This window comes from Ruegeria sp. (assembly GCF_965221235.1).
GTDB lineage: Bacteria > Pseudomonadota > Alphaproteobacteria > Rhodobacterales > Rhodobacteraceae > Ruegeria.
The window spans coordinates 1,878,892-1,904,213 of the sequence record NZ_CBDCRS010000004.1 but is presented as its reverse complement, the minus strand read 5'-3'; the positions used below and the strand labels follow the sequence as shown (position 1 = coordinate 1,904,213).

Below are 25,322 nucleotides of genomic sequence, written 5' to 3'. Positions count from 1 at the left end.
TGTGACGGTGGGGGATAGGTTCAACCCGGATGCGGGGCCAAATACCCTTCGAAGGTAACATTATCGGCAACCTTGCGGGCCTCTGCCTCTTGTTCGGGCGACTTGACCGTCCAGCACAGGATCGGCACGCCGCGCGCCTTCAGCTCGGCCACGCGGGGGCGCGACAGGTCCTCAACCTCATGGCTGATAAAACTGGCACCGACCCGGTCGAAGTCGGGAATGTCGCGCAGATGATCGCAGACCGCCTGTGGCAAATGCTCGACCTTGGGCTGGTACGAGCACGTCACAAGGCCGCGCGGCAGGTGCGGGGCAAGGCGCGCCAGTTCGGCCACAGAATGCGGATTGAATGACATCAGCGCCACCGGCCCGTCATAGCCTTGCAAGGCGCGCACCGCGTCGGCCTCAAGCGGGCCGACATTGGCGCCCATTGCGCCGTCCTGGTCCTTGAACTCGATCAGCAGCGGCACTTTGCCGGACACCATCTGCAACACCTCATCCAGCGTCGGAATGCCGTCCTCGGCATACAGCAGCTGAGTCGCCTGCGCCTGTGTGGCCGAAATCTGCTGAATAGGTCCGGACTGGCCCGTCAGACGGGTCATGTCATAGTCGTGAAACACCATGGCCCGATTGTCTGCGGTCCTTTGCAGATCAATTTCGATCCCATATCCGGCCTCGATAGCGGCACGGATGGCCGCCCGGCTGTTTTCCGGGCGGTTGTCGGTTTTGTCATGCAATGCCCGGTGCGAAATCGGCGCACGCAGGAACGCGGATGGCAGGGGCGGTGTCATTGGACCTCGAAAATACCTTCGATTTCAACGGCCACGCCCAGCGGCAGCGATGCAGCGCTGACGGCAGAGCGGGAATGACGACCGGCATCGCCCAGCGCTTCGACGAGGAAATCCGATGCGCCGTTGATTACCTGCGGCTGCGCGGTGAAATCGGCGGTCGAATTCACGAAACCGGTCAATTTGATCACCCGCACCAGCTTTTCGATGTCACCGCCACAGGCCGCTTTGACCTGTGCCAGCAGGTTGATGGCGCAGACCTTGGCGGCGGCGGCACCGGCCTCAACCTCCATGTCGTCCCCCAGCTTGCCGGTGATCAGGTCGTCTGCCTTGGAAATCTGGCCCGAGACGTAGACAATGTTACCCACGCGCACGAAAGGCACGTAGTTGGCCGCTGGCGCAGGCGCGTCCGGCAGAGTGACGCCCAGGCTTTCCAGTTTCGCTGCGATGCTCATGAGGTTTCCTCCCAATCTTTGAGTCGCGGCGAAGCTAACCGGGAAGGCCGGGTTCGGAAAGTGCGAAAACAGGGATGGACGCGCCCAAAAGGTGGGCGTAACTTTTCTTATTCCGAAGAGTTGAACCTGCGCCGCTTTACCTCAGGCCGTCAGCTAGGTTAAACGCAAGCAGTTTCATCTTGAGCATGAAACGTCTATGTGACATCGGATTGGGCCGCTCTAAGTGGCCACAGGCAGTATTGGTTGAAAGTTCGGACGCAAGAACCGAACGGTTTGGAGTGGCAAAGACCGTGTTGAGCAGACCCCGCTTGAAGCACCTGATTGTTTTGTCCCTGATGGCAGTCCTGAGCGCGTGTGCTACACGTCCGCCAGAAGGCGCGCCGCCCGGCGAAGTGTTTGATCCCTACGAAAAGAACAACCGCGGCATCCACAAGTTCAATCTGGGCGTAGACCGGTTTCTGTTCCGTCCGGCCTCGAAAGGCTATGTTAAAATCGTCCCCGATCCGATGGTGACAAGCTTCAACCATTTTGCCGAAAACCTGACCATGCCCGGACAGGCGCTGGACTATCTGCTTCAGGGCAACCTGAAACAATCGGGCAATGCCTTGCTGCGCTTTGTGGTCAACACCACGGTAGGCGGCCTGGGCCTTTCCGATCCTGCCGCCGAGCTGAACCTGCCGCCCGTGGATACCGATTTCGGTGAAACCCTGCACGTCTGGGGCGTGGGTGAAGGGGCCTATGTCGAGCTGCCTTTCTATGGCCCATCGACCCAGAGGGACGCGATTGGCGTTGTGGTCAACCTGTTCTCGAACCCGATCAATTTCAGCCCCACCCGCCCGGTCGACAATATCGGTGTTTATGCCGAGGTTGTGCGTCGGATGGGCGACCGGGGCCGGTTCTCGGATACGGTGGACTCGATCCTGTATGAAAGCGCCGACAGTTACGCGCAGGCACAGACCATTTACCTGCAAAATCGCCGCTTTGAACTGGCACGCGATGATGAGGACGCCTATCTGGGTCTGTATGATGACCCCTATGCCGATATTGGAACCGACCCAGTCAGGGACCCCTACCTAGACCCTTACGAGGACCCCTATGCCGAGTAACCTTATGAATCGACGCAGTTTTATCGCAACTGGCCTGGCCGGAGCGATGATGACTGCCCTGCCCGCTTTTGCCCAGACCGAAGCCAGTGCCAAGGCTCTGGTGGTCAGTGTTGTGGACGACATCAATCGGGTGATTGCCTCGGGCAAATCCGAAAACGCTATGCTGCGCGATTTCGAGAAGATCTTTGTGCAATATGCCGATGTGCCGATCATGGCGCGTTATGTGCTGGGGGCTGATGGTCGTTCGGCCAGCCCATCGCAACTGAGGCAGTTCACCGATGCATTTCAGGGCTATATCGCCAACAAATATGGTCGCCGCTTCCGCGAATTCATTGGCGGTGAAGTCACTGTACGCAACGCCCGCAAGATTAAAGCCGGGTACGAGGTCCGCACGTCCGTCAAGCTTAAGGGGTCGTCCCCGTTCGAGGTGACGTTCCTTGTGTCTGACAAATCGGGCCGCGAAAAATTCTTCAACATGTTCATCGAAGGGGTGAACATGCTGCTGACCGAACGCACCGAAGTCGGTGCCATGCTGGATGCCCGCGGCGGTGACCTGAACCGCCTGATCAAGGATATGAAGCGGAACAAAGTCAGCTGATCCGGCTCAAGAATTGAAAAGCGCCGCGCGATGGCTGTCGCGCGGCGCTTTTTTCTTATGTCGGCTTTAGTTTAGCCGTTCACCGGTTTCTTTGGCGAAGTAAGACACTTTGCTCATGTCAAAGGCCAGGTTCAGCATCTTGCCCGCCTGCGCGCTGGTTTCCGCATGCAGACGCGCGGTGACCTGCTTGCCGCCCAGTTCAGACACTACGTAAGTGTCGGCCCCGGCTGGTTCGACCATGTCGACCATGCAGGCGGCCTCTTGCACACCGGCCCCGGCGCGGAATCCGGCCTCGGCGATATCCTCGGGGCGCAGACCAAGGATTACGTCCTGCGGCAGGGACAGGTCGCGGGCATCATTCAATACCAGCGTCTCACCTGCCTCGCGCGAGATGGCGATTTGCGTTCCCGACCCATTGTTGGTCGCCTGCGCAGGGATCAGGTTCATCGCAGGTGAGCCCATGAAGTCCGCCACAAACAGGTTGGCCGGGTTGTTGTAGATCTCAGCCGGGGTGCCGATCTGCTGCACGACACCACCTTTCAGAACCACGATCTTGGTAGCCAGCGTCATCGCTTCGATCTGGTCATGGGTCACATAGACGATTGAGGCATCCAAAGTCTGGTGCAGTTTCTTGATCTCGGTCCGCATCTCAACCCGCAGCTTGGCGTCGAGGTTGGACAGCGGCTCGTCAAACAGGAACAGCTTGGGATCGCGCACCAGCGCCCGGCCCATCGCCACACGCTGACGCTGACCACCCGACAGCTGGCTGGGGCGGCGGTTCAGCAGCGGCTCGATTTGCAGCAACTGGGCGACCTCTTTTAGTTTAGCGTCCTGCGTCGCCTGATCGACCCCGCGCACCTTCATGCCGAAGGTGATATTCTTGGCCACGGTCATGGTCGGATACAGAGCGTAAGACTGGAACACCATCGCGATGTCGCGGTCTTTGGGGCTGACGTGGGTCATGTCGTTGCCACCAATGGACAAGGTGCCGCCGGTGATCTCTTCCAGACCGGCAATGCAGTTCAGCAGAGTGGATTTACCACAGCCCGAAGGCCCGACCAGCACCAGAAAGTCACCCGGTTCGATTGAGATGTTGATGTCCTTCAGAATCTCGGTCGCGCCGTAATTCTTGTAGAGTTTGTTGATGTCAAGGATCGGGGCCATGAGTTATCCCTTCACAGAGCCAGCGGTCAGGCCGCGGATGAAATACTTACCGGCAACGACATAGACGAGCAGTGTCGGCAGCCCCGCGATGATCGCGGCGGCCATGTCGACGTTGTATTCTTTGACGCCGGTGGTGGAGTTTACGATGTTGTTGAGCGCTACGGTCACAGGCTGCGTTCCGGCCTGGCTGAACGACACGCCGAACAGGAAGTCATTCCAGATCTGCGTGAACTGCCAGATCACAGTCACAACGATGATCGGCAGCGACAGCGGCAGGAAGATCGACCAGAAAATCCGCAGGAACCCGGCCCCATCGACACGCGCCGCCTTGGTCAGCTCGGCCGGGATGGTGACATAGTAGTTGCGGAAGAACAGCGTGGTGAAGCCTAGCCCGTAGATCACGTGGACAAAGATCAGGCCCGGAATGGTTCCGGCGATCCCCATCATGCCGAGCAGACGCGCCATCGGCAGCAGCACCACCTGAAACGGGATGAAACAGCCAAACAGCATCAGCGAGAAGATGATATTAGCGCCTTTGAACCGCCATTGCGCCACGACATAACCATTCAGCGCACCCAGAAGGGTCGAGATGGCAACCGCAGGCACCGCGATCAGGACCGAGTTCCAGAAGTATGGCCGCAGGCCTTCGCATTGGATACCGGTACAGGCACCGGACCATGCGGTTTTCCATGCCTCAAAACTGACTTCGCGTGGCAGGGAAATCAGGCTGCCGGTGCGGATTTCCTCAAGGCTTTTCAGCGATGTGGTCAACATCACGAACAGCGGCATCAGGTAATACAGCGCAAACAGGCCGAGTAGGATGTACAGCAACCAACGCAAAGCGATTTTGCCAGCGGCACTTTGGGTGCGGGTTTGAGATTGGGATTGGGGCATCGACAGATCAGTCATTTTTCGCCCTCAGCTCTGAGTAAAGATAGGGAACCACGATAGCAAAGACGACCAGCATCATGATCATCGCGGACGAGGCCGCCTGACCGATATCGCCGCGCGAAAACGCCATGGCGTACATGTAGGTCGCGGGCAGATCGGTTGCGTACCCGGGGCCACCGCCTGTCAGGGCGATGACAAGGTCAAAGCTCTTGATCGCAAGGTGGGCCAGCACGATGAAGGCGGACAGGAAGATCGGGGCCATCGACGGGATGATGATCGCCGTGTAAATGCGCCATGTGGGAATGCCATCAACCTGTGCCGCCTTGATGATCTCGCCATCAACCGACCGCAGCCCGGCCAGAAACAGCGCCATGACGAAGCCCGAGCTTTGCCAGATCGCGGCCATCACGATGGTGTAGATCGCGTAATCAGGGTTCACCAGCCAGTCGAACTCGAAATTGGTAAAACCCCAGCCCTGCACCATGGATTCAATGCCCAGACCCGGGTTCAGAATCCACTTCCAAGCCGTACCGGTCACGATCATCGACAGTGCCATCGGGTAGAGGTAAATCGTGCGGATCGCCCCTTCGACGCGGATTTTCTGATCTAGCAGGATCGCCAGCAACAGGCCCAGCACCATCGCAATCACGATGAACAGCGCGCCAAAGATATACAGGTTGTTGATTGCCGTATCCCAACGCGGGGAGTCGAACAGGCGTTCATATTGGATGAAGCCCTTGATCTCGTATTTCGGCAGTAGTTTCGATCGGGTTAGTGACACCCAAGCCGTCCATCCGATAAAGCCGTAGACAAAGATCAATACGGCAATGAACGACGGTGCCAGCACCACCTTGGGCAGGTGGTTTTCCAGCCATTCGGACATTTTAGCCTCCGGGGAAAGGTGCTCTGCCCCGTCAGTATAGGGGGCAGAGCGATTTGGATCAGTAGCTGTTTGCCACTGCGGTCGCCAATTGCTGAACCGCGTCAGCCGACGACATATCCGAGTTGAAATGCGCGGTCACAACATCCGTGATCGCACCGGACTGCGACCCGCGCAGCGCCATGCCGTGGGCGTAGGACGGCAGCAGCGAGCCTGCGTCCGAGGTCGAACCCATGTCTTCGGCCGACAGGTTGGCGCAGATGTCGAAGTCATCCAATGCCACGTCGGTGCGTGCAGGGATCGAGCCTTTGTTCAGGTTGAACACTTTCTGGAAATTCGGCGCGACGATCAGCTTGGCCAGCAGGTCCTGACCGGCTTTCTTGTCATCGCCATCCACGTCGAACATGGCAAAGCTGTCGACATTGTACAGGTAGCCGTCACCGGGAGTCGAGGCGCAGAGGAAGTCCTCACCCGGCTTCTTACCCGCCGCCAGGAACTCACCCTTTGCCCAGTCACCCATGATCTGGAACGCGGCTTCGCCATTCATGACCATCGCAGTGGCAAGGTTCCAGTCACGGCCCGAGAAGTTCTCGTCCACGTAACCACGCAGGGTGCGCATCTGGTCGAAGACCTGAACCATCGTGTCCGAGGTCAGCGCGTCGGGGTCCAGATCGACCAACGCTTTCTGGAAGAACTCAGGCCCGCCAATGCCCAGAACCACGGTCTCAAAAACGGTTGCGTCCTGCCACGCCTGACCGCCATGGGCCAGCGGGATCACACCAGCGGCCTGCAGCTTGTCGGCGGCGGCGTTGAACTCATCCCAAGTGGTCGGCATTTCGATGCCATTGGCCGCCAGAACGTCTGCGTTGGCCCAGATCCAGTCCACGCGGTGCACGTTCACAGGTGCGGCACACCAGGTGCCTTCGCACTGCATGTGACCGGCGATGGACGCGGGCAGCACGTCTGCCCAGCCTTCGGCCTCGGCAACGCCAGAGATGTCGGCCAGAACGCCCTCTTCATACCATTCCTGAATGGCAGGGCCTTTCAGCTGAACCGCGGTCGGTGCGTTACCGGCCAGAACCCGGGCGCGCAGCGCAGTCATCGCCGCGTCACCGCCACCACCAGCAACCGGCATGTCGGTCCATGTACCGCCGTTCGAGGCGAACTCTTCTTGCAGAACGGCCACCGATTTGGCCTCACCTCCTGAAGTCCACCAGTGCAGAACCTCGGCCTCAGGCCCGGCCAGAACCGACGATCCAGCCATAACGGCCAGAGTCGAAACGGTGGCAAATGCGAAACGCTTCATATCGTGTCTCCTCCCTAGAAACATCTGCGGCTGCAAACGCAGCGATGCCCGACATTCTGCGGTCGTGCCACTGTCTGGCAACGCTGAATCCGCGCTAAAGCCCTGCCAATGCCCAAATTTTCACCGCTTTTGTTACAGCGTGTTACGTTGACATTGAATCTGTTTCCGTTCGTTACAATGCATGATGCCGGAGGCGCAGAAATTGGGAGGAGAAACCGCGTGAGCATTCCGCGACTATTGGTGGTGGATGACGACCCCGAGATGCGGTCGATGATGACCCAGTTCCTGCAACAGAACGGGTTCATCGCCCTGCCCGCCAGTTCGGAAAGCGAAATCCGGTCGCATCTGACTGCAGGCCGGATCGACCTGATCCTGCTGGACGTGATGCTGGGGGATGAGAACGGGGTCGAGATTTGCGCCCGCCTGCGCACTGAACAGGATGTGCCGATCATTCTGGTCTCGGCCCTGTCCGCGGATCATCAACGCATGGCGGGGTATGAGGTCGGGGCCGATGACTATATCGCCAAACCCTTCAACCCCCAACTGCTGCTGGCCCGCGTCCGCGCTGTGATGCAGCGCGCAAGGCGCACACCGTCGCTGGCCTATCGCCGCCGAACCAAGAGCTTTCGCTTCAACGACTGGAGCTATGACGGCAAGCGCGATGAGGTGCATTCGCCCGAGGGCTATCTGGTGTCGCTGTCGCAACGGGAAACCGCGCTGCTGAAAGTTCTGCTGGCCAACCCGCATATCCCCCTGACCCGCGATGAGATCGCCGCTGCGCTGGATGTCACCGGTAGCGCCGACCAACCAGAAACACAGGGCCGCGCCATCGACATGCTGGTCGGACGGCTGCGGTCCAAGATCGAGGTCAACCCGAAAGACCCGCAGATGCTGCGCACCGAACGCGGGGTCGGGTATGTCTTCGCCGCCGAGGTTTCATTGGAAGAGGACGCATGACAGCGCGCGCCCTGCGCCTGCGCAGCCTGGGCTGGATCTGGACCGGGGCGGCTTTTGCGTCGGGCCTGTTGGCGGCGGGGCTGTGGTTCGCCTCGGCCCGCGCGTGGGACAAATTCCTGACCCGCGCCTATGTCGCAGGCTTCACGATCTACGAGGATCTTCGCGTGGGCCAGACGCCTCCACCGGGGCTCACCATCACCCCTCTACCGCCCGAGATTGCACAGTTGGCCGATGCCGGACGGTTCGAACAATTGCCCGGCCTGTCGGACCGCAGCTTTGTCACCAATCTGTCCATCCTGACCGACAACGCAGCACCATTGGCCGGGCGCGAGCTGACTTTGGCGGTGATGTCCGACCGGCTTGTCTATCCCGTCTCGGACATCGCGTCGCGCATTGATCAGACCGGCCCCGAGAAACTGGCCAACCTGACCCGCCTGCTGGCCACCTATTGCAGTGAACCGATCCTGATTGCGCAATTTGGGCGCAATGATTGGCAAAGGGTCGACGGCACCGAAATTTGGGGCTGCAAGGCCGCCCCCGCCGACCTGCGTCTACCCGCCATTCTGGCTGCGATTGTGGCACTGGCGGTCATTCTGACCTCGATCGGCAACGTCTCGGACAGCTTCACCCGCTTTGCCACCGCCCTGCGCGATCGCAAACGCCGGGGCGGGCCAAACAGCTATGACGCCGACGGCCCGGCGGAACTGCGCGAGATCGTATCGGCTGTGAACGCCCATTTGGATGACGAACGGATGCAGCTGGAAAAGCGCGCGACGGTTCTGTCCGGCGTCAGTCACGACCTCGGTACACCTGCCACACGGGTCCGCCTGCGCGCCGCTTTGATCGCCGATGACGAACTGCGCGAAAAGCTTGAGGCGGATGTGGATCAGATGACTGGCATGATCGAAAGCGTGTTGACGTACACGCGCTCAGAACTCAGCGTCGAAGAACCGCAGCAGATTTCGCTGACCGCATTGGTCGAATCACTGGTGGCTGACTATCAGGACATGGATCTGCCCGTGACACTGTGCAAGATCGCCCCGGTTGCGGTTGAGGGCGCGCCGTCGGTCTTCATGTCGCGGCGCGGGCATGGATCGCTGCCCGAGACCCGTCGGATGCTGGTGATGGGGCGACCTATTTCACTTAAACGTGCGCTAACCAACCTGATCGACAATGCGTTGAAATATGGCCGTCATGCCGAAGTGCGACTAGAGACAGATGCACGCATGGCCACCATCACCGTTGAGGACAAAGGCGCCGATCTGTCCGTCGCAGATATCGAGGCACTGATGGCCCCGTTCCGGCGCGGCTCGAACATCGGCTCGTCCGACGGGTTCGGTCTGGGTCTGACCATCGTTGCCACCATAGCCGAACAGCATGGCGGGTCGCTGAGTTTCGAGGCCGGGGATCAGGGTCTGCGCGCACGGCTTCAGATCACCCGGCAATGACAGGTCAGGTCATATAGCTGCGTACCAGAGCCCCGGCGATCAAAGACCAGCCATCTGCGATGACAAAAAAGGCCAGCTTGAACGGCAGGGCCACGGTCGCAGGCGGCACCATCATCATCCCCATCGACATCAGCACCGCCGCCACCACCAGATCAATGATCAGAAACGGCAGGAAGATCAGGAACCCGATCTGAAAGGCGCGCGCAATCTCGGACAGCATGAAAGACGGCATCAGGATCGAGAGCGGTGCCTGGGGCGACAGCTCCATAGCATTTCCACCGGGGCGCAAGGCCGCCATGGCGTGAAACGTATCCGGGTCCAGACGTGCCGCCATAAACGCGCGGAAAGGTTGAATGGCGATCTGCAAGGCGGGTTCAACCTCCATCCTCTCTTCGACCATTGGACGGATACCAGTGGTCCAGGCTTCCGAGAATACCGGCTCCATAATGAAATAGGTCAGGAACAGAGCCAGGCTGACGATCAGCATATTGGGCGGCGATTGCTGCAATCCGATGCCCTGCCGCAGAATGGCCAGAACCGTAATCAGAAACGGAAAACAGGTGATCATGACCGCCAGCCCCGGCGCAAGGCTGAGGATTGTGATCAAAAGGATCAGCTGGATGGTCCGCGCCGAGATCGACCCGCCCTCGCCCAAGGACAGCGACAACTCTTGCGCTGCAGCCATCGAAGGCAACAGCGTCGCCAGAGCGACTACCAACCCGAGCCAAACCCGCATCAACCGATTCCGTTCTGCAAATCCGCAATCTCGGTCAGGCGCACGGCGAGTTGACCGGCCTGATCGCCCTCCATCTCTTCCAAAAGACCACGGGCAACCAATTGGTCACCGACATACAGGTCCACCGGGTCTTCAATCCGTTTGTCCAGCGTCAGCACTGCGTTTTCACCCATATTCAGCAAATCGCGGATCAGGGGGCGCGCCCGTCCGACCGAGACTGTGACCTCAATCGGGACGGCCTCAAACGGGTTGGCTTTCTCGAGTTTTGGAGTTTGTGTTTCAGTCATGGCTCACTGCCTCTTTTGCCTCAAATAGATATGAGTCGAACGCTTGGGAGACCGCAGCAAGCAGCCCGCTGCAATCCACCTCTTGCTGAGAAACCCCGACACGCAATCGGGCTTGCCCGGTCTCCAGTGACGGGTCTTCGATAACTTTGGTCGGAGCAGATAGGTCTTGCGGCAACATCTCCTCGACCTCTGCCGCGCGGCCCGCGGGAACAAAAATCTGCATCGGCTGGTCTATCTGATCACGCGCCATGCTGGTCAATTGCTCGACCAGCCGCGCAGCAAAGCCCCGGTCCAGTGTTTCTGGCAGGATGATATTCACCAGACTTTGGAACATCGGCTCCAGCGACAGGGTCATCCGAGAAGTCGCCTCGTGATAGGTGAAGGACATATCCTCAAGCGACTTGGCCAGCTCAGCCGAGACCTGCCCCCGGCTCTGGTCCTGCGCCTGAACCGCGTCCTCCCAACCAGCGCTATAGCCCTGCTCAAAGGCCGCGAGCCGCTGTTCTTCCAGCGCGTCCTCGTCCAACAAGTGGAGCTTTCCGCCTCCGGCCTGCAAAGTGAAATCTTCCAGAAGATGCGCAATCGACATCAGACCCGCTCCTCCCCTTCTTCGAGCCAGCTGCGCAGGATCTCGACCGTCTCTTCCTGCTTGTCGCCGATCATCGCCCGCAACCGATCGACGGGGTCAGCGCCTGGCTGTGACGCCAATGCCGGTACATCACCAGCTGAGGCTTGCCCCGGAAGCGAGGTGAACTGTCCGTTATCTTCGGTCGCAATCTCGCCAGTCAAGACGGCCTCAAGCGCGGACGGTGCGCCCGCTGGCAACAACGCGGGTGCCAGTGCGGGCTTGGTCAGAATCGGACGAATCACAAACAGTCCAAGTACCAGAGAGACAATTGCCAGAACCGCCATCTGGATCAGCGACATCACATCGAAATGCGCTTTTTGCCAGATTGAGGATGCAGCCGACGTCCCCTGCGGTTCGACCACCGGAAGGTCTAGTGATTTTAGGGTGATAACGTCTCCGCGCGCTTCGTCAAAACCCACGGCCGAGGCGACCAGCTCTTTCAGTGCATCCATCTCGGCATCGGGCATCGGCTCAAAGCTTTCCACACCGGCGGCATCGACGCTTCGCGTGCCATTGACCAGAACCGCAACGGTCAACCGCTTGATCGCGCCGGGTGCGTTATGCACCTCAAGCTCGGTCTCAGAGACCTCGTAATTCACCCGTTCCCGCGTCTGCGTCGCGTTAGAGTTCGACTCGTCCCCGCCCGCCCCGTCACCATCAGGCAGATTAGACGCCACGGTAACGTCCGCAGATTGATTGCGGGCGCTGTCCGAACGTTCTTCGACATCGGTGCTGATGGCGACCCGGCCATCGGGGTCAAAACGACGTTCACGAATGGACTCGGTCTTGGTCACCGTATCTACACTGACCTCGACCACCGCATTCCCGGCCCCAACACGCGCCTCAACCAGCCGCATGACCCGTTCGCGAAGCTGACGCGCCTTGTCATCGGCCGTATCGGCGGCAACGGCGGTTTCTTGCGCGCCGATCACCGTCCCGTTTGAATCGACCACAGTTACATTCTCGGGCGCGAGGCCACTGACCGCCGAAGCCACCAGAAACCGGATCGCCTTGGCCTGATCGGATGTGATCTGTCCCCCCGACGGCACCAAATACACCGACGCTGTCGGCGCCACGCTACGCTGAAACGGATTGGTCGAACCGTTGGCGATATGCACCCGCGCCTGGCTGACATGGGGGCTGCCGACGATGGTGCGGGCCAATTCCCCCTCTTTCGCGCGCCAATAGGCTGCATCGAACATCTGCGAGGTGGTGCCGAAGCCGCTGAGCGAATCCAGCAACTCGTAGCCCTGATTTCCGTTTGCGGGCAGGCCTTCGCTAGCCAAGGTCAGGCGCAGTTCATCCCGCTGCGACCCGGGCACATAGATCGAGCCGCCCCTGATCTCATAAGGAACCCCGCGCTGATCCAGCGACCGAACGATATCCCCCGCCGCACCGCTTTCCAGCCCGGCATACAGCAAGGTCATCGACGGCGCTGTGACCAGCCGCGACATCGCAAGGACCCCAAGAAACACCAGCACAACCGCACCGGCAACGATGATTTGTTTACGCCTGTCCAAACTTGCCCAGACAGTTCCGATCTGCTGCACGCTCACCTCCGACTCGCCGACATTCTGCCCGGCGCATCCTTTGTTTGGACGATTGCCCTTAACAATCGGTTAGTCCCTGCCGGGTTATGACAATTGCGGAACACAGAAATGAGGTCGTCATGGCTGACGCGACTGCGGAACAGGCGGAAGTCCCAGTAAAGTCTGGGAAAAAAGGAATGATTATTGGGGTGATTCTGGCCCTGGCCGGGGCAGCTGGCGGGTATTTTCTGACCACGTCCGGGCTGCTGCCCTTTGGCGGAAAACCTGCGGTCGAAGAGGCCGGAGAAAAGGACAAAGGCAAGGCTGTGAAGGCCCTGCCCAAGGTTGGTTTCATTGATCTCCCGCCAGTTATTGTCTCGGTCAACGCAGGCGATTCGCGGCATCTGAAGTTCCACGCACAGCTTGAGGTGAACAGCGAATACGCTGCCGATGTCGACAAGATGAAGCCGCGAATCATGGATGTGCTGAACGGCTATCTGCGCGCGGTCGAAGTGTCGGACCTTGAGGACTCGTTGGCCCTGATGCGCATTCGCGGACACCTGCTGCGGCGCATTGAGATTGTGGTCGGAGAAGGCCGCGTGCGCGACGTTCTCGTGATGGAATTTGTACTGAATTAGGAGGCGAAATTGGAGCTGATTGCAGACATTTTGCTGGTCGCTGGCGCGCTTGGGGCGGGTCTTTACTGTTTTGTGCTGTCCCGGCGGCTCAAGCGGTTTACTGATCTTGAAAAAGGTGTGGGCGGCGCGGTGGCCGTCCTGTCATCTCAGGCGGATGAGCTGAAGAAGTCGCTGGACTCTGCACGGGATGCCTCGGACCAATCCGGCATCGTTCTGAAAGAGCTGACGCAACGCGCCGAATCGGTTGCGCAGCGGCTGGAACTGATGATGGCGTCGATGCACGACGTGATCCCGGCTGAGGACAAAGCCCCGCAGACAGCCGAACCGGACCTCAGTGACGCCTTGGATGAGACCAGTGAAGAACCGGTTGAGGTTGAAGCATCAACTGAGGCCGAGCAGGACGCGCCCGAAGAGGCCACCGAAGAACCAGAAGAGCCAAAAGAAGAGGCCACTCTGCCCCCCGCAAAGAAACCCGGTGGCGTGATGTTTTTCCGGCACAATCGATCTGGGAAAGAGGCAACGACATGACGCGCAGGCGCAGTGACAAGCGCCCAAAAGGCGGCGTGTTGGCGGTAATCTCTTTGCTGATGATTGGATCGGCTGCGATTCGTCTTGGGCTGGAAGCAGGACCGGCACTGGCAAAAACGACTGAGCCTGCGATGCCCAAGGCCAATCAGGCGCAGACCAACCTGCCCGGAGCACAGGTTCTGCTCACAGAATTGCTGCGGCGGGAAGAGGCGTTGAAACAGCGCGAAGCTGCTGTCTTGGACAAGGAAAAGGCGCTGGCCATTGCCGATCAGGCCATTGAGACGCGGTTGGCCGCCCTGCAAGAGGCCGAGGAATCCCTGCGCGCAACCCTTTCTATCGCCGAGAAGGCGGCCGAGACGGATCTGACCCGCCTGACCGATGTTTATCAAAGCATGAAACCCAAAGACGCCGCCGCATTGTTTGAGACGATGGACCCGGGTTTTGCCGCTGGCTTCCTGTCGCGCATGCCGCCGGATGCAGCTGCCGGAGTACTCGCCGGTCTCAGCCCCGAGGCCGCCTATACGATCAGCGTCATCATGGCGGGCCGCAACGCCGCGGCCCCTCAGGAATAAGATTTGAACCCCGCATTGGACTTTGCTGGAGACCTCTCATGATCGGACTTATCGGAATTGTCGTCATATTCGCCATGGTGTTCGGCGGCTATCTGGCCGCGGGCGGGAAGATGACGATCATCCTGAAATCGCTGCCTTTTGAGATGATGATGATTGGCGGCGCTGCTGTGGGCGCCTTTATGATCAGCAACGACATGAGCGCCGTGAAGCACACCATCAAGGATATGGGCAAAGTGTTCAAAGGTCCGAAATGGAAGCCCGAGGATTATCGCGACCTTCTGTGCCTGCTGTTCTCTCTGATCCGCATTGCCAAGGCCAACCCGGTCGAAGTTGAACAACATATCGAAGACCCTGAAAATTCGTCTCTATTCTCGGCCTATCCCAGGATTCAGACCGACAAAGAGGCGGTGGATCTGATCTGCGACACCATGCGCTCGGCCTCGATGAACTATGACGACCCGCATCAGGTGGAAGAGGTTCTCGAAAAGCGAATGGAGGCGAACTTTCACCATGCCATGCACTCCAGCCATGCTTTACAGACGGTTGCGGATGGTCTGCCCGCCTTGGGCATCGTTGCTGCGGTTCTGGGCGTGATCAAAACGATGGGCTCGATCGACCAGCCGCCCGAGGTGTTGGGCAAGCTGATCGGAGGCGCGCTGGTGGGGACCTTTCTGGGCGTGTTTCTGGCTTATGGTCTGGTTGGTCCCTTTGCGGGCAAACTGAAAGCCGTTGTGGAAGAGGACAACCATTTCTATCAGCTGATCAAAGAAGTGCTGGTTGCCAATCTGCACAACCATAACGCTGCCATGTGTATCGAGGTGGGTCGCCAGAACACGCCGACCCATAACCGCCCCGGCTTTACCGAGTTGGAAGAGGCGCTGAGAGAACTGAAACAGGCCGCGGCATGACCCGGGTTCTGGTCCTTGCAACGGCCCTGATCGCGGCGGCCAGCGGTGTTGCCGCGCAAGACCTTACGGTCCGGTCGGGAGAGCATGAGGGCTACACCCGGCTGGTCGTACAGGTGCCACCCGATACCACATGGTCTCTGAAACAGACCAAAAACGGAGCACGCCTGAACGTCGCGCTAAAGGATGTGAGGTTTCAGACAAGCTCTGTTTTCCAGCGGTTGACTGAAAATCGGCTTGCCTCGATTTCTCAGCCAGAGGCGGGTGGATCGTTGGAATTGGAATTCGGGTGCGAATGCGCGGCATCGGCCTTCCTGTTCAAAGACACGATGATTGTAGTGGATATCGCGCCGGGCAGTTTTCTGCCGCCGCTCACCAGCGATATTCCGGGGCCGTTTCTGCCCACGGCCCCAAAGGAAAAGGACACGTTGCACGCAGATCATAGTATCGACCTGTTGGCGCTGCCCCTGTTCAACCAAAACGCAAACGGGTTTGAGCAACAACTTTCAACGCGGCTGCTGCAAGGGGCCGACCGAGGGATCGTCGACCTGAATATTGCTCCTGTCGGGTTAAGGGATTCGACCGGAAACCAGAGTCTATTCATACCGCCCGAAGTGGAGTTGAACGTTCAGGTGAGTTCGGTTCTGGAGGAGTTGAATGGCCTTCTGGGTCCCGACATCCCCCACCTGGAAAGACGCCCGCCCTGCATATCCAGTGCCGAACTGGGATTTGACGATTGGTCCGATGAACGACCGTTCGCCGAACAGGCTGCGCATCTTCGATCCGGTTTGTACCAGGAATTCGACAAAGTCGACAGAGAACAGGCGCTGCGACTTGCAAGACTCTATGCATATTCGGGCTTTGGCGCCGAAGCCCTCAGGGCGTTGGAACTGGTCGGGCAAAAATCTGCGGCGGCGGACCGAATATCAGCCGTTGCGCGCGTGCTGGATGACGGCCCGCTGGCCGACACCAACCCCTTTGAAGGGCTGCAAAGATGCGATGGCGACGCCGCGCTGTGGTCAGTTCTGACTGAAGGCCAGCTGTCAAATGATGCGAACCTGATCGCGATGGAGCAAAGTTTCGCGCGTTTGCCCGATCATCTTCGCCGGCATGTCGGTCCGTCGCTTTCGGACATTCTGGTGGATGCGGACGAATTGGAGGCCGCGCGACGCGTGTTGCGATCAGTCGATCGTGTTGAGACTGAGGCCGGACCCGATGTCACGCAATCCAAGGCAAAGATTGCGTCAGCCGAAGGCGATACGCACAAGGCCGAGGATCTGCTGGAGGACGTGCTTTCCGCATCCGATGCAGCACTGGACGCCCCGCTCGCCCTAGCCCGACTGGTCGAAAAACGCTGGACGGAACGCGGGTCGATTTCGCCTCGGGAACTGGGCCTTGCCGCATCTTATGTTGTCGAATATCGCAGATCAGATATTGGCCCATTGATGCAGCAAACGCAGGCACTTGCGTTGAGTTTGGCCCAGGAATTCGACGCGGCTATAGATCTGCTGGATGCTCTGCCCAATGACCCAGACGGCGCGGAAACGCGGAATCGGGTGATGCTGGTCCTGACCGAACGGGCCGATGATGCGACATTCCTGCGCCGCGTTTTGAACCTTCCGAATGATCAGATGCAGGCGTTGACAACGGATACGGCGGTCGCAGTGGCAAACAGGCTCGCCACGCTTGGGTTTTCCAGACAGGTATCGACATTGGCAAAACGCCCGCAGGACCGGGACAGGCGGCGTGAGCGGTCGCGCTTGCGAGCCAAGGCAGCACTTTTTGACCTCCGCCCGCATCAGGCGATGCTGGATCTGGGCGATGACCCCTCGGATGAGGCAACCGCATTGCGGGCAGACGCTTTAACGATGATCGGAGATCTCGGCGCGGCAGCAGAGTTGCTGAACACCTTCGGTCAACAGGACGCCGCAAACCGGCTGAATTGGTTGGCAGACTTACCCGTCGAAGCTGGCACGGACGACAAGTTCGCTCGGATAGCCCAGACCACTGTGAAGCTGTCGGCGCCACCGTCCCGACTGCAAGACACGCCTTTGGCAGATGCAGCGAGCTTGCTTGCCGACAGCGCGGCCACCCGGCAGAACATCGCCGATCTTTTGGCAGCGATTGAACCTGAGCATGATGGTCCGCGCCCTTAATCGGGCGTTCGTCACGGGTTGGCACGCTGACCTGTCATCCTGAAACGGGCGGCACACAGAAGACTTTTGGCGATCCACCCCCGACGCAATCCGTCGGGGGTGGGGTATCGTAGACGAAGCCGCTTGACCGGAAATGACTAGTAAGGCGCCTCGACGTCATTCATCGACACGTAAACCGTCTTCATTTCACTAAAATGGTTGATTGCCAGTTTTGAGTTCTCGCGCCCCACACCAGACATTTTTGACCCACCAAACGGTGCCTCAACCGGGGCGAGGTTATAGGTGTTGATGTAACAGGTACCGGCCTCAAACCCCGCCACGATGCGATGCGCACGGGTCAGATCGTTGGTAAAAACACCCGCCGCAAGACCGAATTCCGTGTCATTGGCGCGGGCCAAGACCTCTTCTTCGGTGTCAAAATCCAGCACCGACATCACCGGGCCAAAGATTTCTTCGCGCGCGATGGTCATGTCATCGGTTACATCGGCAAAAACGGTGGGCTGCATATAGAACCCATCGCATTCGATCCGATTGCCGCCATAGACCAGACGCGCGCCCTCGGCCTTGCCTTTTTCAATATAGCCCAGCGCGATATTCATTTGGTTTTCGCTGACCATGGGGCCGAAGTTTACATCTTCATCCAGCGGGTCGCCGATTTTCGCGGTCGCCAAACGCTCGGACAGGCGGGTCAGGAAAGCGTCCTTGATGCCCTTCTGCACGAATACACGGGTGCCGTTGGAACACACCTGGCCAGAGGAATAGAAATTGCCCAGGATCGCGCCCGAAACGGCGTTTTCGATATCGGCATCGTCGAACACGATCATCGGGGATTTGCCGCCCAATTCCATGGTGACATGTTTCATGCCGTCAGCCGCGGCAGCATAGACCTTGCGGCCCGTCTGTACCGAGCCTGTCAGCGAGACCTTGGCCACACGGGGGTCGGTCACCAGCGAGGCACCCACATCGCCATAGCCCTGTACCACGTTGTAGACGCCTTTGGGGGCACCGGCTTCGATCAGAATCTCGGCCACTTGCAGCGCGGACAAAGGCGTAGTCTCGGACGGTTTGAACACCATCGTGTTGCCGCAAGCCAGCGCCGGAGCACCCTTCCAGCAGGCGATCTGGGTCGGATAGTTCCACGCGCCGATGCCGACGCAAACGCCCAGCGCCTCTCGGATCGTGTACACGAAGTCACCACCGCCCAACGGAATGTGTTCTCCGGTCAGCGAGGCGGTCAGACCACCAAAGTATTCCAAGGCATCGGCACCACTGGTCGCGTCTGCCACCAGAGTTTCCTGCAAAGGCTTGCCGGTATCATGCGTTTCCAGAATCGACAGCTCCCGGTTTCGGTCGCGCATGATATCAGCGGCGCGGCGCAGGACGCGACCACGCTCGGTCCCGGACAGTGCCGCCCATTCGGTCTGAGCCTCTTTTGCACTGTTTAGAGCCTGATTTACGATCTCAGGTGTGGCGGAATGCAGGCGGGCGATGACCTCGCCAGTGGCCGGATAGATCACGTCGATAGGCGCGCCATTTGTATCCTCAACATATTCGCCATTGATGAAATGGCTGGCCTTGGGCTGGAATTTCATGCCGCGTCCTTTTCTTTTTTCGCCACACAGGGACATAGAGTTATTACCGATTTATCTATTATTGATTGACCAGTCAATAAACGGCGAGCCGGCAATTTACCGCCTAACCGCGACCTCCCCCTCTTGAAAAAAATGGTTAATGTTCCACATATGTTCTACACAGTCAGAGGAACACCCGATGGCCCAGTACTCGCGAAATTCCGCTCTGAGCGGCCCGTCGAACGACTATCATCTGTTGCCTGTCACGGACCGGCAGATGCGTTACGCCCGGGCCATTGCCGAACAGTCGGCGTTGGATATCCCGGTTGAAGCGCAGCGAGACCGGCGGTCGATGTCGGATTGGATTTCGGCGCATAAACCAGAAGACCCATCGCCCTTTGCCAACTATCCCACCGGCAAACAGGTCGCCTTTGCGGAACGTATCTCGCGCAGCAAACGCCGCCCGATCCCATCCGAGTGTTTTCGCGACAAACAGATGATGTCGAGCTGGATAGATCAGAACAAATAGCCTGTTTTAGAGTCTATTTTCCGTGGTTTCGCGCATAGAGCGCAACCGCGGCCGCCACGAACAGACCCAGCAGGATATAGCCCGTTACGGCCTCGGACACCGCCAATCCACGGCAGAGGCCGGTCGGTGCCATGTCCCCATATCCAACCGTGGTGAAGGTAACATAAGAGAAGTACAGGATATCGCCCGGCCCGCGCGCACCGACTACGCAATTGTCGCTATAGCCAAACGCGCCGTAGACGGCTGCGAACAGAAACGGCACCACCTGAATGAAGGACACGCCCATCAGGAACAGCAACCGGCGCGGGGATTTCACCTGTGTCATGTAGAACCAGGATTGCGACACGATCCAGAGAAACAGACCTATCGAGGCAATGGTGCCAATCTTATCGCCAGCGGTTGCCTCGCTCAGGCGTGACAGGCCGAACCACGCCAGGAAACTGGCCAGCACCATACCAGCCGCTGCCAAAAGCGTTGATTTCCATTCCGCCAGAGTCGTGGGTTTGCGGGACATTGAGCCTCCAACATGCTGAATTAACCGGATCATCCGGTTTTCAGCAGGTCCCTGCAACCGCAATCGCGGATGGACTTATTCCGCGCCCAGATGTTCTTGCCCGCGCTGACGCGCCAGAAGGATTTGTTTCTGACGCTCGCGGAATCGGGCCTTGTCGGCCTCCGACGTCTCATTGATGCACTGATGGCAGCACACGCCATGCTCATATTCGGGGCGCTTCATATCCTCGGGCAGGATCGGGCGGCGGCAGCCGTGGCACAGGTTATGCGGACCCTCAACCAGCCCGTGACCAACCGAGACGCGGTTGTCAAAGACGAAACATTCGCCGTGCCACGTGCTGTCCTCGGCGGGCATTTCCTCTAGGTAGCGCAGAATGCCGCCCTTCAGGTGATAGACATCCTCAACCCCCTGCCCCAGCAAGTAGTTGGTGGATTTCTCACACCGAATACCACCGGTGCAGAACATGGCGACGCGTTTGTTGTGGAAGCGCTCTTTATTCTCTTCCCACCACGCCGGAAATTCTCGGAAACTGGCAGTTTCAGGGTCTATTGCGCCCTCAAACGTGCCGATCGCCACCTCGTAATCGTTGCGGGTGTCGATCACCACCACGTCGTCCGAGCGGATAAGGTCGTTCCACTCTTCGGGCTCAACATAGTTTCCGACGCGGGCGCGCGGATCCACGTCCGGCTGGCCCATGGTTACGATCTCTTTCTTCAAACGCACCTTCATCTTGCCGAAGGGCGGATGATCGGCCGTCGCCTCTTTCCATTCCAGATCAGCACAACCCGGCAGCGCTTTGATATGCGCCAGCACCGCGTCGATCCCGGCGCGCGGACCGGCGATAGTGCCGTTGATCCCTTCTTGCGCCAGCAAAAGGGTGCCTTTGACCGACTGCGCACGGCACAGATCAAGCAAAGGGTCACGCAGCGCGGTATGATCGGCGAAACGGGTGAAGTGATAGAGAGCAGCGATGGTATACATGCGCGCGGTCTAAACCTGCTGGCACAGAGTCGCAAGAGACCGGATTGACGCCCCCCGTGCGGCCTCGTACCGATAGACCAAAGGAGACCGCCATGCCCAACGCCTTGCTCGTCATCGACGTCCAGAACGATTTCTGCCCCGGCGGCGCGCTGGCTGTCCCCGGAGGCGATGAGATCGTCGCCCCCATCAACGCCATGATGAATGATTTCGACGCTGTGATCCTGACACAGGATTGGCACCCGTCGGGGCATTCCTCATTCGCCAGCTCTCATGCCGGGAAAAGCCCTTATGACGTAACCGAAATGCCCTATGGTCCGCAGGTGCTGTGGCCCGATCACTGCGTACAAGGCACAAAGGGGGCCGCATTTCACCCGGATTTGCGCACCGATGGCGACCTGATCATTCGAAAAGGATTTCGCAACGCCATCGACAGCTATTCGGCGTTTTTCGAGAACGACCAGACCACGCCGACCGGGCTTGAAGGTTATCTGAGAACACGCGGCATTGAAAAACTGACGTTGGTCGGGCTGGCGACCGATTTCTGCGTCCATTTCTCGGCAGTGGACGCGGCGCGTCTTGGGTTTGAAGTGACTGTGAAAATGGAAGCCTGCCGGGCAATTGATCTGGACGGCTCACTGTCGGCAGCCGAAACCGCGATGCGCGACGCGGGCGTAACGCTGACTTAGGGTGCCGTTCCTGCGGCTGCCAGATATCTGAGCAACAGGATCACCAGTACCGCCAGACCAACCGCAATGCCGATCCGCCACTGAACCGAGGCTCTGTTCGGCTGTTCCGGAGGCGGTGGGCGCAGCGCTGCGGTCGGATCCGTTGCTTTTTGCACGACAGGGGCGCGGGGACGCGCGCGTTTCACATCATCGAGAAACTGCCAAAAGTCGAAATCGCCGCAATATTCGCCCTGCACGCCCATATTTCGAATGTTGGCGAACAAGCGTTTCAGGATGCGCTCGCGATCACCGGAATCCTCGGCCCGGTAAACACCGTGCGGCAGATCACTGCTGCGCGGCTCAAGGCTAAACCCGGATTCCAGGAAAATGCGACGAATCTTAGGAGAAGCAGAATGCAGGGCCTGCACAGTTCGACTGTCGCGAAACCAGGCCCGCACGGCACGGTTCCCGGTCACGGCAGCCACGCCATGTTCGGGATCCACTTCGTCCGGTGCAATCGCTACAATATCAAAGTCGTACTCGAGACCCATACACTAACTAAACCTTCGTTCTTCCAACCCCTTCTTCTCACTAACCGGTGAAAAGACTACACAATATGCTCGCTTTGTGACCTGACCTTGTCATTGTCTACAAACTAGCGACTCTTGCCAATCCGCGCACCTATTGATCTAACAACGGAAATCGCAGGAGTTCCCAATGGTCGATATTGCGACGCGCGTGTACAATCATAAATGGAAGATTGACCCAATTGTACGGTCTTTAATCGACACAGACTTCTACAAACTGCTCATGTGCCAGTCAGTGTTTCGAAATAAGCCCCAAACGGATGTGGTTTTTTCGCTGATTAACCGGTCGAATCACATTCCATTGGCCGAATTGATCGACGAAGGCGAGTTGAGGGAACAGCTGGATCACATCCGCTCGCTCAGCCTCAGCCGGGGGGAAAGCACGTGGCTGCGGGGCAATACATTCTATGGCAAACGGCAGATGTTCCGCTCGGATTTCATGGAGTGGTTCGAGAATCTGCGCCTGCCGCCCTATCATCTGGAACGCAAGGGCGATCAGTATGAACTGACGTTTGAAGGCAGCTGGCCCGAGGTCATGCTGTGGGAAATCCCGGCCTTGGCGGTGTTAATGGAGCTGCGATCCCGCGCAGTTCTGAACGAAATGCGCCGGTTCGAGCTTCAGGTGCTTTATGCCCGCGCCATGACGCGCGTATGGGAAAAGATCGAAAAGCTCGGCAAGATCGAGGGCCTCGGGATCGCGGATTTCGGTACCAGACGCAGGCATTCCTTCCTTTGGCAGGATTGGTGCGTTCAGGCGATGATCGAGGGGCTGGGACCTGCCTTCACCGGTACTTCGAACTGTTTGATCGCCATGCGGCGCGAGGTTGAGGCGATCGGCACCAACGCCCACGAACTGCCCATGGTCTATTCCGCGCTGGCCGATTCAGATGCCGAACTGGCACAAGCACCCTATGACGTGCTCAGCGACTGGCATGATGAGCACGACGGCAATCTGCGGATCATTCTGCCCGATACTTATGGCAGCAAAGGGTTTCTGGACAACGCGCCCGACTGGCTGGCAGGCTGGACCGGTATCCGCATTGATAGCGGAGATCCGGCGACCGGGGCCGAAGCGGCGATCGACTGGTGGGTATCGCGTGGCGAAGACCCGAAAGAGAAACGGATCATTTTCTCGGACGGGCTGGATGTCGACAAGATTCAAGAGCTGCACAGCCAATTTGCGGGTCGCGCCAATATTTCCTTTGGCTGGGGCACGCTGCTGACCAATGACTTCCGCGGACTGGTGCCGAATGATGCGCTCGCGCCCTTCTCGCTGGTGTGCAAAGCGGTTTCGGCCAATGGCCGCCCGACCGTAAAACTTTCAGACAACCCGGAAAAGGCGATGGGGCCGAAGGATGAGATCGACCGCTATAAACGGGTGTTTGGTGTCGGCGCGCAGGAGTCGATTGAGGTCATTGTTTAGACCCTAACCATGGAAAGCAGCGACCGTTTTCAACTGCGAGAACCCATAGAGGGCCTCAAACCCTTTCTCACGTCCGTGACCTGATTTTCCAACACCGCCAAACGGCAGTTCTACCCCGCCACCAGCGCCATAGTTGTTGATAAACACCTGGCCCGAGCGTAGCCGCTTCGCCAACCGCATCTGCCGCGCCCCGTCGCGGGTCCAGATGCTGGCGACCAGTCCGTAATCGGTGGCATTGGCGATCTGAATGGCTTCTTCTTCGGTGTCAAACGGGATCAGAACCTGTACGGGGCCAAAAATCTCATCCCGCGCCAGAACGTGATTGGGCGGGACATCGGCGAACAGAGTTGGCTGCACATAGGCACCATGTTGCGACGCGTGATCGACGATACGCCCCTGCCCGGCGATCTCCAGATCACTTCCCTTGCTCAGAAAACCCGTCACGATCTCTTGCTGGCGGGTTGAGATCAGGGGACCAACCCGTAAATCCTCTTGCGCCGGACCAACGGTTAGCTCGGTATAGGCTGCCGCCATGCGGCTTTTAACCTGCTCATACACCCCACGCTGCACCAGAATGCGCGACGAGGCCGAACAAGTCTGTCCTGCGTTCTGAATACCCGCGTTGACCAGAAACGGCAGGGCGGCATCCAGATCAGCATCGTCAAACACCAGTTGCGGAGATTTCCCACCCAGCTCCAGCGTCACTGGCACCACGTTGCGCCCCGCCGCCTGTTGCACCAATGCACCCGTGGCGACGGAGCCGGTGAACGAGATATGGTTCACGCCCGGATGCGCCGACAACGCCGCGCCTGCCTCATCCCCCAGACCGGTAACAACGTTCAGCGCACCTGCGGGCAATCCCGCATGTTGCGCCATATGGGCGAAGGCGAGCGCGGTCAGGCAGGCCTCTTCAGCCGGTTTCAAAACACAGGCATTGCCCATCGCCAGCGCCGCCCCGACCGAGCGACCAATGATCTGCATCGGATAGTTCCAAGGCACGATATGGCCGGTGACTCCATGCGGTTCGCGCAGAGTATAGACGGTGTAGCCGTCCAGATAGGGGATGGTTTCGCCCATCACCTTATCCGCCGCGCCACCGTAAAACTCACAATACCGCGCCAGTGCCACTGCATCGGCGCGTGCCTGCGTCAATGGTTTGCCCACATCCATCGCTTCTAGCTGCGCCAGTTCATCCACCCGCTCCAGCACCATCTGGCCGAGCCTTGTTAGGATACGGCCCCGTTCCAGAGCGGTTTTTCGGCCCCAATCACCATCCAACGCCGCTTGGGCCGCCTGTACGGCGGCGTCGATATCCTCGGCATCGCCGCGCGCGATCTGGCAGATATCCGAACCGTCCGACGGGTTTACCATCGGAAGGGTCGCCTGTGACGCGGCGTTGACCCATTTGCCTCCGATCAGGCAAAGACTGGGATTGAACCAGAGAGGATTGGACATTTTGGGGCTTCCTTTCGGCTCTAACAAA

General features: G+C 58.9%; 27 protein-coding genes. 12 read left to right on the top strand and 15 right to left on the bottom strand.

Annotation, left to right across the window (positions count from 1 at the left end):
* Positions 1 to 20: 20 nt before the first annotated feature.
* A complete protein-coding gene (locus ACOQOY_RS12560) occupies positions 21 to 788 on the bottom strand; it encodes a glycerophosphodiester phosphodiesterase family protein (protein WP_420585752.1) in 768 nt (255 codons plus the stop codon).
* Positions 785 to 1,240: a RidA family protein gene (locus tag ACOQOY_RS12555; protein ID WP_420585751.1), complete on the bottom strand. Its 456-nt coding sequence runs from the start codon at positions 1,238 to 1,240 to the stop codon at positions 785 to 787. The genes ACOQOY_RS12560 and ACOQOY_RS12555 overlap by 4 nt, the downstream gene beginning before the upstream one ends.
* 335 nt (positions 1,241 to 1,575) lie before the next feature.
* Here ACOQOY_RS12555 and ACOQOY_RS12550 point away from each other — a divergent pair, with 335 nt between their 5' ends.
* Entirely contained in the window at positions 1,576 to 2,346 is a 771-nt protein-coding gene (locus ACOQOY_RS12550; protein ID WP_420587242.1) for a VacJ family lipoprotein, read from the top strand.
* Positions 2,336 to 2,944, top strand: a complete 609-nt coding sequence (locus tag ACOQOY_RS12545; RefSeq protein ID WP_420585750.1) for an ABC transporter substrate-binding protein — start codon at positions 2,336 to 2,338, stop codon at positions 2,942 to 2,944. The genes ACOQOY_RS12550 and ACOQOY_RS12545 overlap by 11 nt, the downstream gene beginning before the upstream one ends.
* A gap of 66 nt (positions 2,945 to 3,010) precedes the next feature.
* On the opposite strand, the gene ACOQOY_RS12540 is transcribed toward ACOQOY_RS12545, so the two are convergent.
* From ACOQOY_RS12540 to ACOQOY_RS12525, 4 genes are read right to left on the bottom strand one after another with little or no spacing between them, the layout of a single operon-like run.
* A complete protein-coding gene (locus tag ACOQOY_RS12540; RefSeq protein ID WP_420585749.1) occupies positions 3,011 to 4,108 on the bottom strand; it encodes an ABC transporter ATP-binding protein in 1,098 nt (365 codons plus the stop codon).
* 3 nt (positions 4,109 to 4,111) lie between these two features.
* Positions 4,112 to 5,017 carry a carbohydrate ABC transporter permease gene (locus ACOQOY_RS12535; protein WP_420585748.1) on the bottom strand — a complete coding sequence of 302 codons (906 nt, stop codon included), beginning with the start codon at positions 5,015 to 5,017 and terminating at the stop codon, positions 4,112 to 4,114.
* Entirely contained in the window at positions 5,010 to 5,882 is an 873-nt protein-coding gene (locus ACOQOY_RS12530) for a carbohydrate ABC transporter permease (RefSeq protein ID WP_170387762.1), read from the bottom strand. Before ACOQOY_RS12530 ends, ACOQOY_RS12535 begins: the two co-directional genes overlap by 8 nt.
* A 58-nt stretch (positions 5,883 to 5,940) precedes the next feature.
* Positions 5,941 to 7,185, bottom strand: coding sequence for an ABC transporter substrate-binding protein (locus ACOQOY_RS12525; protein ID WP_420585747.1), 1,245 nt, complete (start codon positions 7,183 to 7,185; stop codon positions 5,941 to 5,943).
* A gap of 219 nt (positions 7,186 to 7,404) precedes the next feature.
* On the opposite strand from ACOQOY_RS12525, the gene ACOQOY_RS12520 reads away from it, so the two are divergent.
* Complete coding sequence (locus ACOQOY_RS12520) at positions 7,405 to 8,142, top strand: response regulator transcription factor (protein ID WP_420585746.1); 738 nt, start codon at positions 7,405 to 7,407, stop codon at positions 8,140 to 8,142.
* Complete coding sequence (locus ACOQOY_RS12515; protein WP_420585745.1) at positions 8,139 to 9,590, top strand: sensor histidine kinase; 1,452 nt, start codon at positions 8,139 to 8,141, stop codon at positions 9,588 to 9,590. The genes ACOQOY_RS12520 and ACOQOY_RS12515 overlap by 4 nt, the downstream gene beginning before the upstream one ends.
* Before the next feature lie 4 nt (positions 9,591 to 9,594).
* On the opposite strand, the gene fliP is transcribed toward ACOQOY_RS12515, so the two are convergent.
* From fliP to fliF, 4 genes are read right to left on the bottom strand one after another with little or no spacing between them, the layout of a single operon-like run.
* Positions 9,595 to 10,326: a flagellar type III secretion system pore protein FliP gene (gene fliP, locus ACOQOY_RS12510; RefSeq protein WP_420585744.1), complete on the bottom strand. Its 732-nt coding sequence runs from the start codon at positions 10,324 to 10,326 to the stop codon at positions 9,595 to 9,597.
* A complete protein-coding gene (locus ACOQOY_RS12505) occupies positions 10,326 to 10,613 on the bottom strand; it encodes a FliM/FliN family flagellar motor switch protein (protein ID WP_420585743.1) in 288 nt (95 codons plus the stop codon). The genes fliP and ACOQOY_RS12505 overlap by 1 nt, the downstream gene beginning before the upstream one ends.
* Complete coding sequence (locus ACOQOY_RS12500) at positions 10,606 to 11,202, bottom strand: ABC transporter ATP-binding protein (protein ID WP_420585742.1); 597 nt, start codon at positions 11,200 to 11,202, stop codon at positions 10,606 to 10,608. The genes ACOQOY_RS12505 and ACOQOY_RS12500 overlap by 8 nt, the downstream gene beginning before the upstream one ends.
* The gene (fliF, locus tag ACOQOY_RS12495; RefSeq protein WP_420585741.1) at positions 11,202 to 12,791 is read right to left on the bottom strand and encodes a flagellar basal-body MS-ring/collar protein FliF; all 1,590 of its coding nucleotides are present in this window, start codon (positions 12,789 to 12,791) and stop codon (positions 11,202 to 11,204) included. The genes ACOQOY_RS12500 and fliF overlap by 1 nt, the downstream gene beginning before the upstream one ends.
* 119 nt (positions 12,792 to 12,910) lie before the next feature.
* On the opposite strand from fliF, the gene ACOQOY_RS12490 reads away from it, so the two are divergent.
* The 5 genes from ACOQOY_RS12490 to ACOQOY_RS12470 are packed head-to-tail and all read left to right on the top strand — an operon-like array spanning position 12,911 to position 17,569.
* Positions 12,911 to 13,408 carry a flagellar basal body-associated FliL family protein gene (locus ACOQOY_RS12490; protein ID WP_420585740.1) on the top strand — a complete coding sequence of 166 codons (498 nt, stop codon included), beginning with the start codon at positions 12,911 to 12,913 and terminating at the stop codon, positions 13,406 to 13,408.
* 9 nt (positions 13,409 to 13,417) lie between these two features.
* Positions 13,418 to 13,936 carry a hypothetical protein gene (locus ACOQOY_RS12485; protein WP_420585739.1) on the top strand — a complete coding sequence of 173 codons (519 nt, stop codon included), beginning with the start codon at positions 13,418 to 13,420 and terminating at the stop codon, positions 13,934 to 13,936.
* Positions 13,933 to 14,508, top strand: a complete 576-nt coding sequence (locus ACOQOY_RS12480) for a MotE family protein (RefSeq protein WP_420585738.1) — start codon at positions 13,933 to 13,935, stop codon at positions 14,506 to 14,508. The genes ACOQOY_RS12485 and ACOQOY_RS12480 overlap by 4 nt, the downstream gene beginning before the upstream one ends.
* Positions 14,509 to 14,546: 38 nt before the next feature.
* Positions 14,547 to 15,416, top strand: a complete 870-nt coding sequence (gene motA, locus ACOQOY_RS12475; protein WP_420585737.1) for a flagellar motor stator protein MotA — start codon at positions 14,547 to 14,549, stop codon at positions 15,414 to 15,416.
* A complete protein-coding gene (locus ACOQOY_RS12470; protein WP_420585736.1) occupies positions 15,413 to 17,569 on the top strand; it encodes a hypothetical protein in 2,157 nt (718 codons plus the stop codon). Before motA ends, ACOQOY_RS12470 begins: the two co-directional genes overlap by 4 nt.
* A gap of 137 nt (positions 17,570 to 17,706) precedes the next feature.
* On the opposite strand, the gene betB is transcribed toward ACOQOY_RS12470, so the two are convergent.
* Complete coding sequence (gene betB / locus ACOQOY_RS12465) at positions 17,707 to 19,161, bottom strand: betaine-aldehyde dehydrogenase (RefSeq protein WP_420585735.1); 1,455 nt, start codon at positions 19,159 to 19,161, stop codon at positions 17,707 to 17,709.
* Positions 19,162 to 19,339: 178 nt separating this feature from the next.
* Between betB and ACOQOY_RS12460 the strand changes: the two genes are divergently transcribed.
* On the top strand, positions 19,340 to 19,669 hold the full coding sequence (locus ACOQOY_RS12460) for a hypothetical protein (protein WP_420585734.1): 330 nt from the start codon (positions 19,340 to 19,342) through the stop codon (positions 19,667 to 19,669).
* 13 nt (positions 19,670 to 19,682) lie between these two features.
* On the opposite strand, the gene ACOQOY_RS12455 is transcribed toward ACOQOY_RS12460, so the two are convergent.
* Together ACOQOY_RS12455 and ACOQOY_RS12450 are read right to left on the bottom strand one after the other, a co-directional pair.
* The gene (locus ACOQOY_RS12455) at positions 19,683 to 20,183 is read right to left on the bottom strand and encodes an ion channel (RefSeq protein WP_420585733.1); all 501 of its coding nucleotides are present in this window, start codon (positions 20,181 to 20,183) and stop codon (positions 19,683 to 19,685) included.
* A gap of 75 nt (positions 20,184 to 20,258) precedes the next feature.
* Positions 20,259 to 21,164 carry a rhodanese-related sulfurtransferase gene (locus ACOQOY_RS12450; RefSeq protein WP_420585732.1) on the bottom strand — a complete coding sequence of 302 codons (906 nt, stop codon included), beginning with the start codon at positions 21,162 to 21,164 and terminating at the stop codon, positions 20,259 to 20,261.
* A gap of 92 nt (positions 21,165 to 21,256) precedes the next feature.
* Here ACOQOY_RS12450 and pncA point away from each other — a divergent pair, with 92 nt between their 5' ends.
* On the top strand, positions 21,257 to 21,850 hold the full coding sequence (pncA, locus tag ACOQOY_RS12445) for a bifunctional nicotinamidase/pyrazinamidase (protein WP_420585731.1): 594 nt from the start codon (positions 21,257 to 21,259) through the stop codon (positions 21,848 to 21,850).
* Here the strand turns inward: pncA and ACOQOY_RS12440 are convergent.
* Positions 21,847 to 22,380, bottom strand: coding sequence for a hypothetical protein (locus ACOQOY_RS12440; RefSeq protein ID WP_420585730.1), 534 nt, complete (start codon positions 22,378 to 22,380; stop codon positions 21,847 to 21,849). The two genes, pncA and ACOQOY_RS12440, sit on opposite strands and share 4 nt — an antisense overlap.
* A gap of 166 nt (positions 22,381 to 22,546) precedes the next feature.
* Between ACOQOY_RS12440 and pncB the strand changes: the two genes are divergently transcribed.
* The gene (gene pncB, locus ACOQOY_RS12435; protein WP_420585729.1) at positions 22,547 to 23,839 is read left to right on the top strand and encodes a nicotinate phosphoribosyltransferase; all 1,293 of its coding nucleotides are present in this window, start codon (positions 22,547 to 22,549) and stop codon (positions 23,837 to 23,839) included.
* 3 nt (positions 23,840 to 23,842) lie between these two features.
* Here pncB and ACOQOY_RS12430 read toward each other — a convergent pair whose 3' ends face one another.
* The gene (locus ACOQOY_RS12430) at positions 23,843 to 25,294 is read right to left on the bottom strand and encodes an aldehyde dehydrogenase family protein (RefSeq protein ID WP_420585728.1); all 1,452 of its coding nucleotides are present in this window, start codon (positions 25,292 to 25,294) and stop codon (positions 23,843 to 23,845) included.
* Between the last annotated feature and the right edge of the window lie 28 nt (positions 25,295 to 25,322).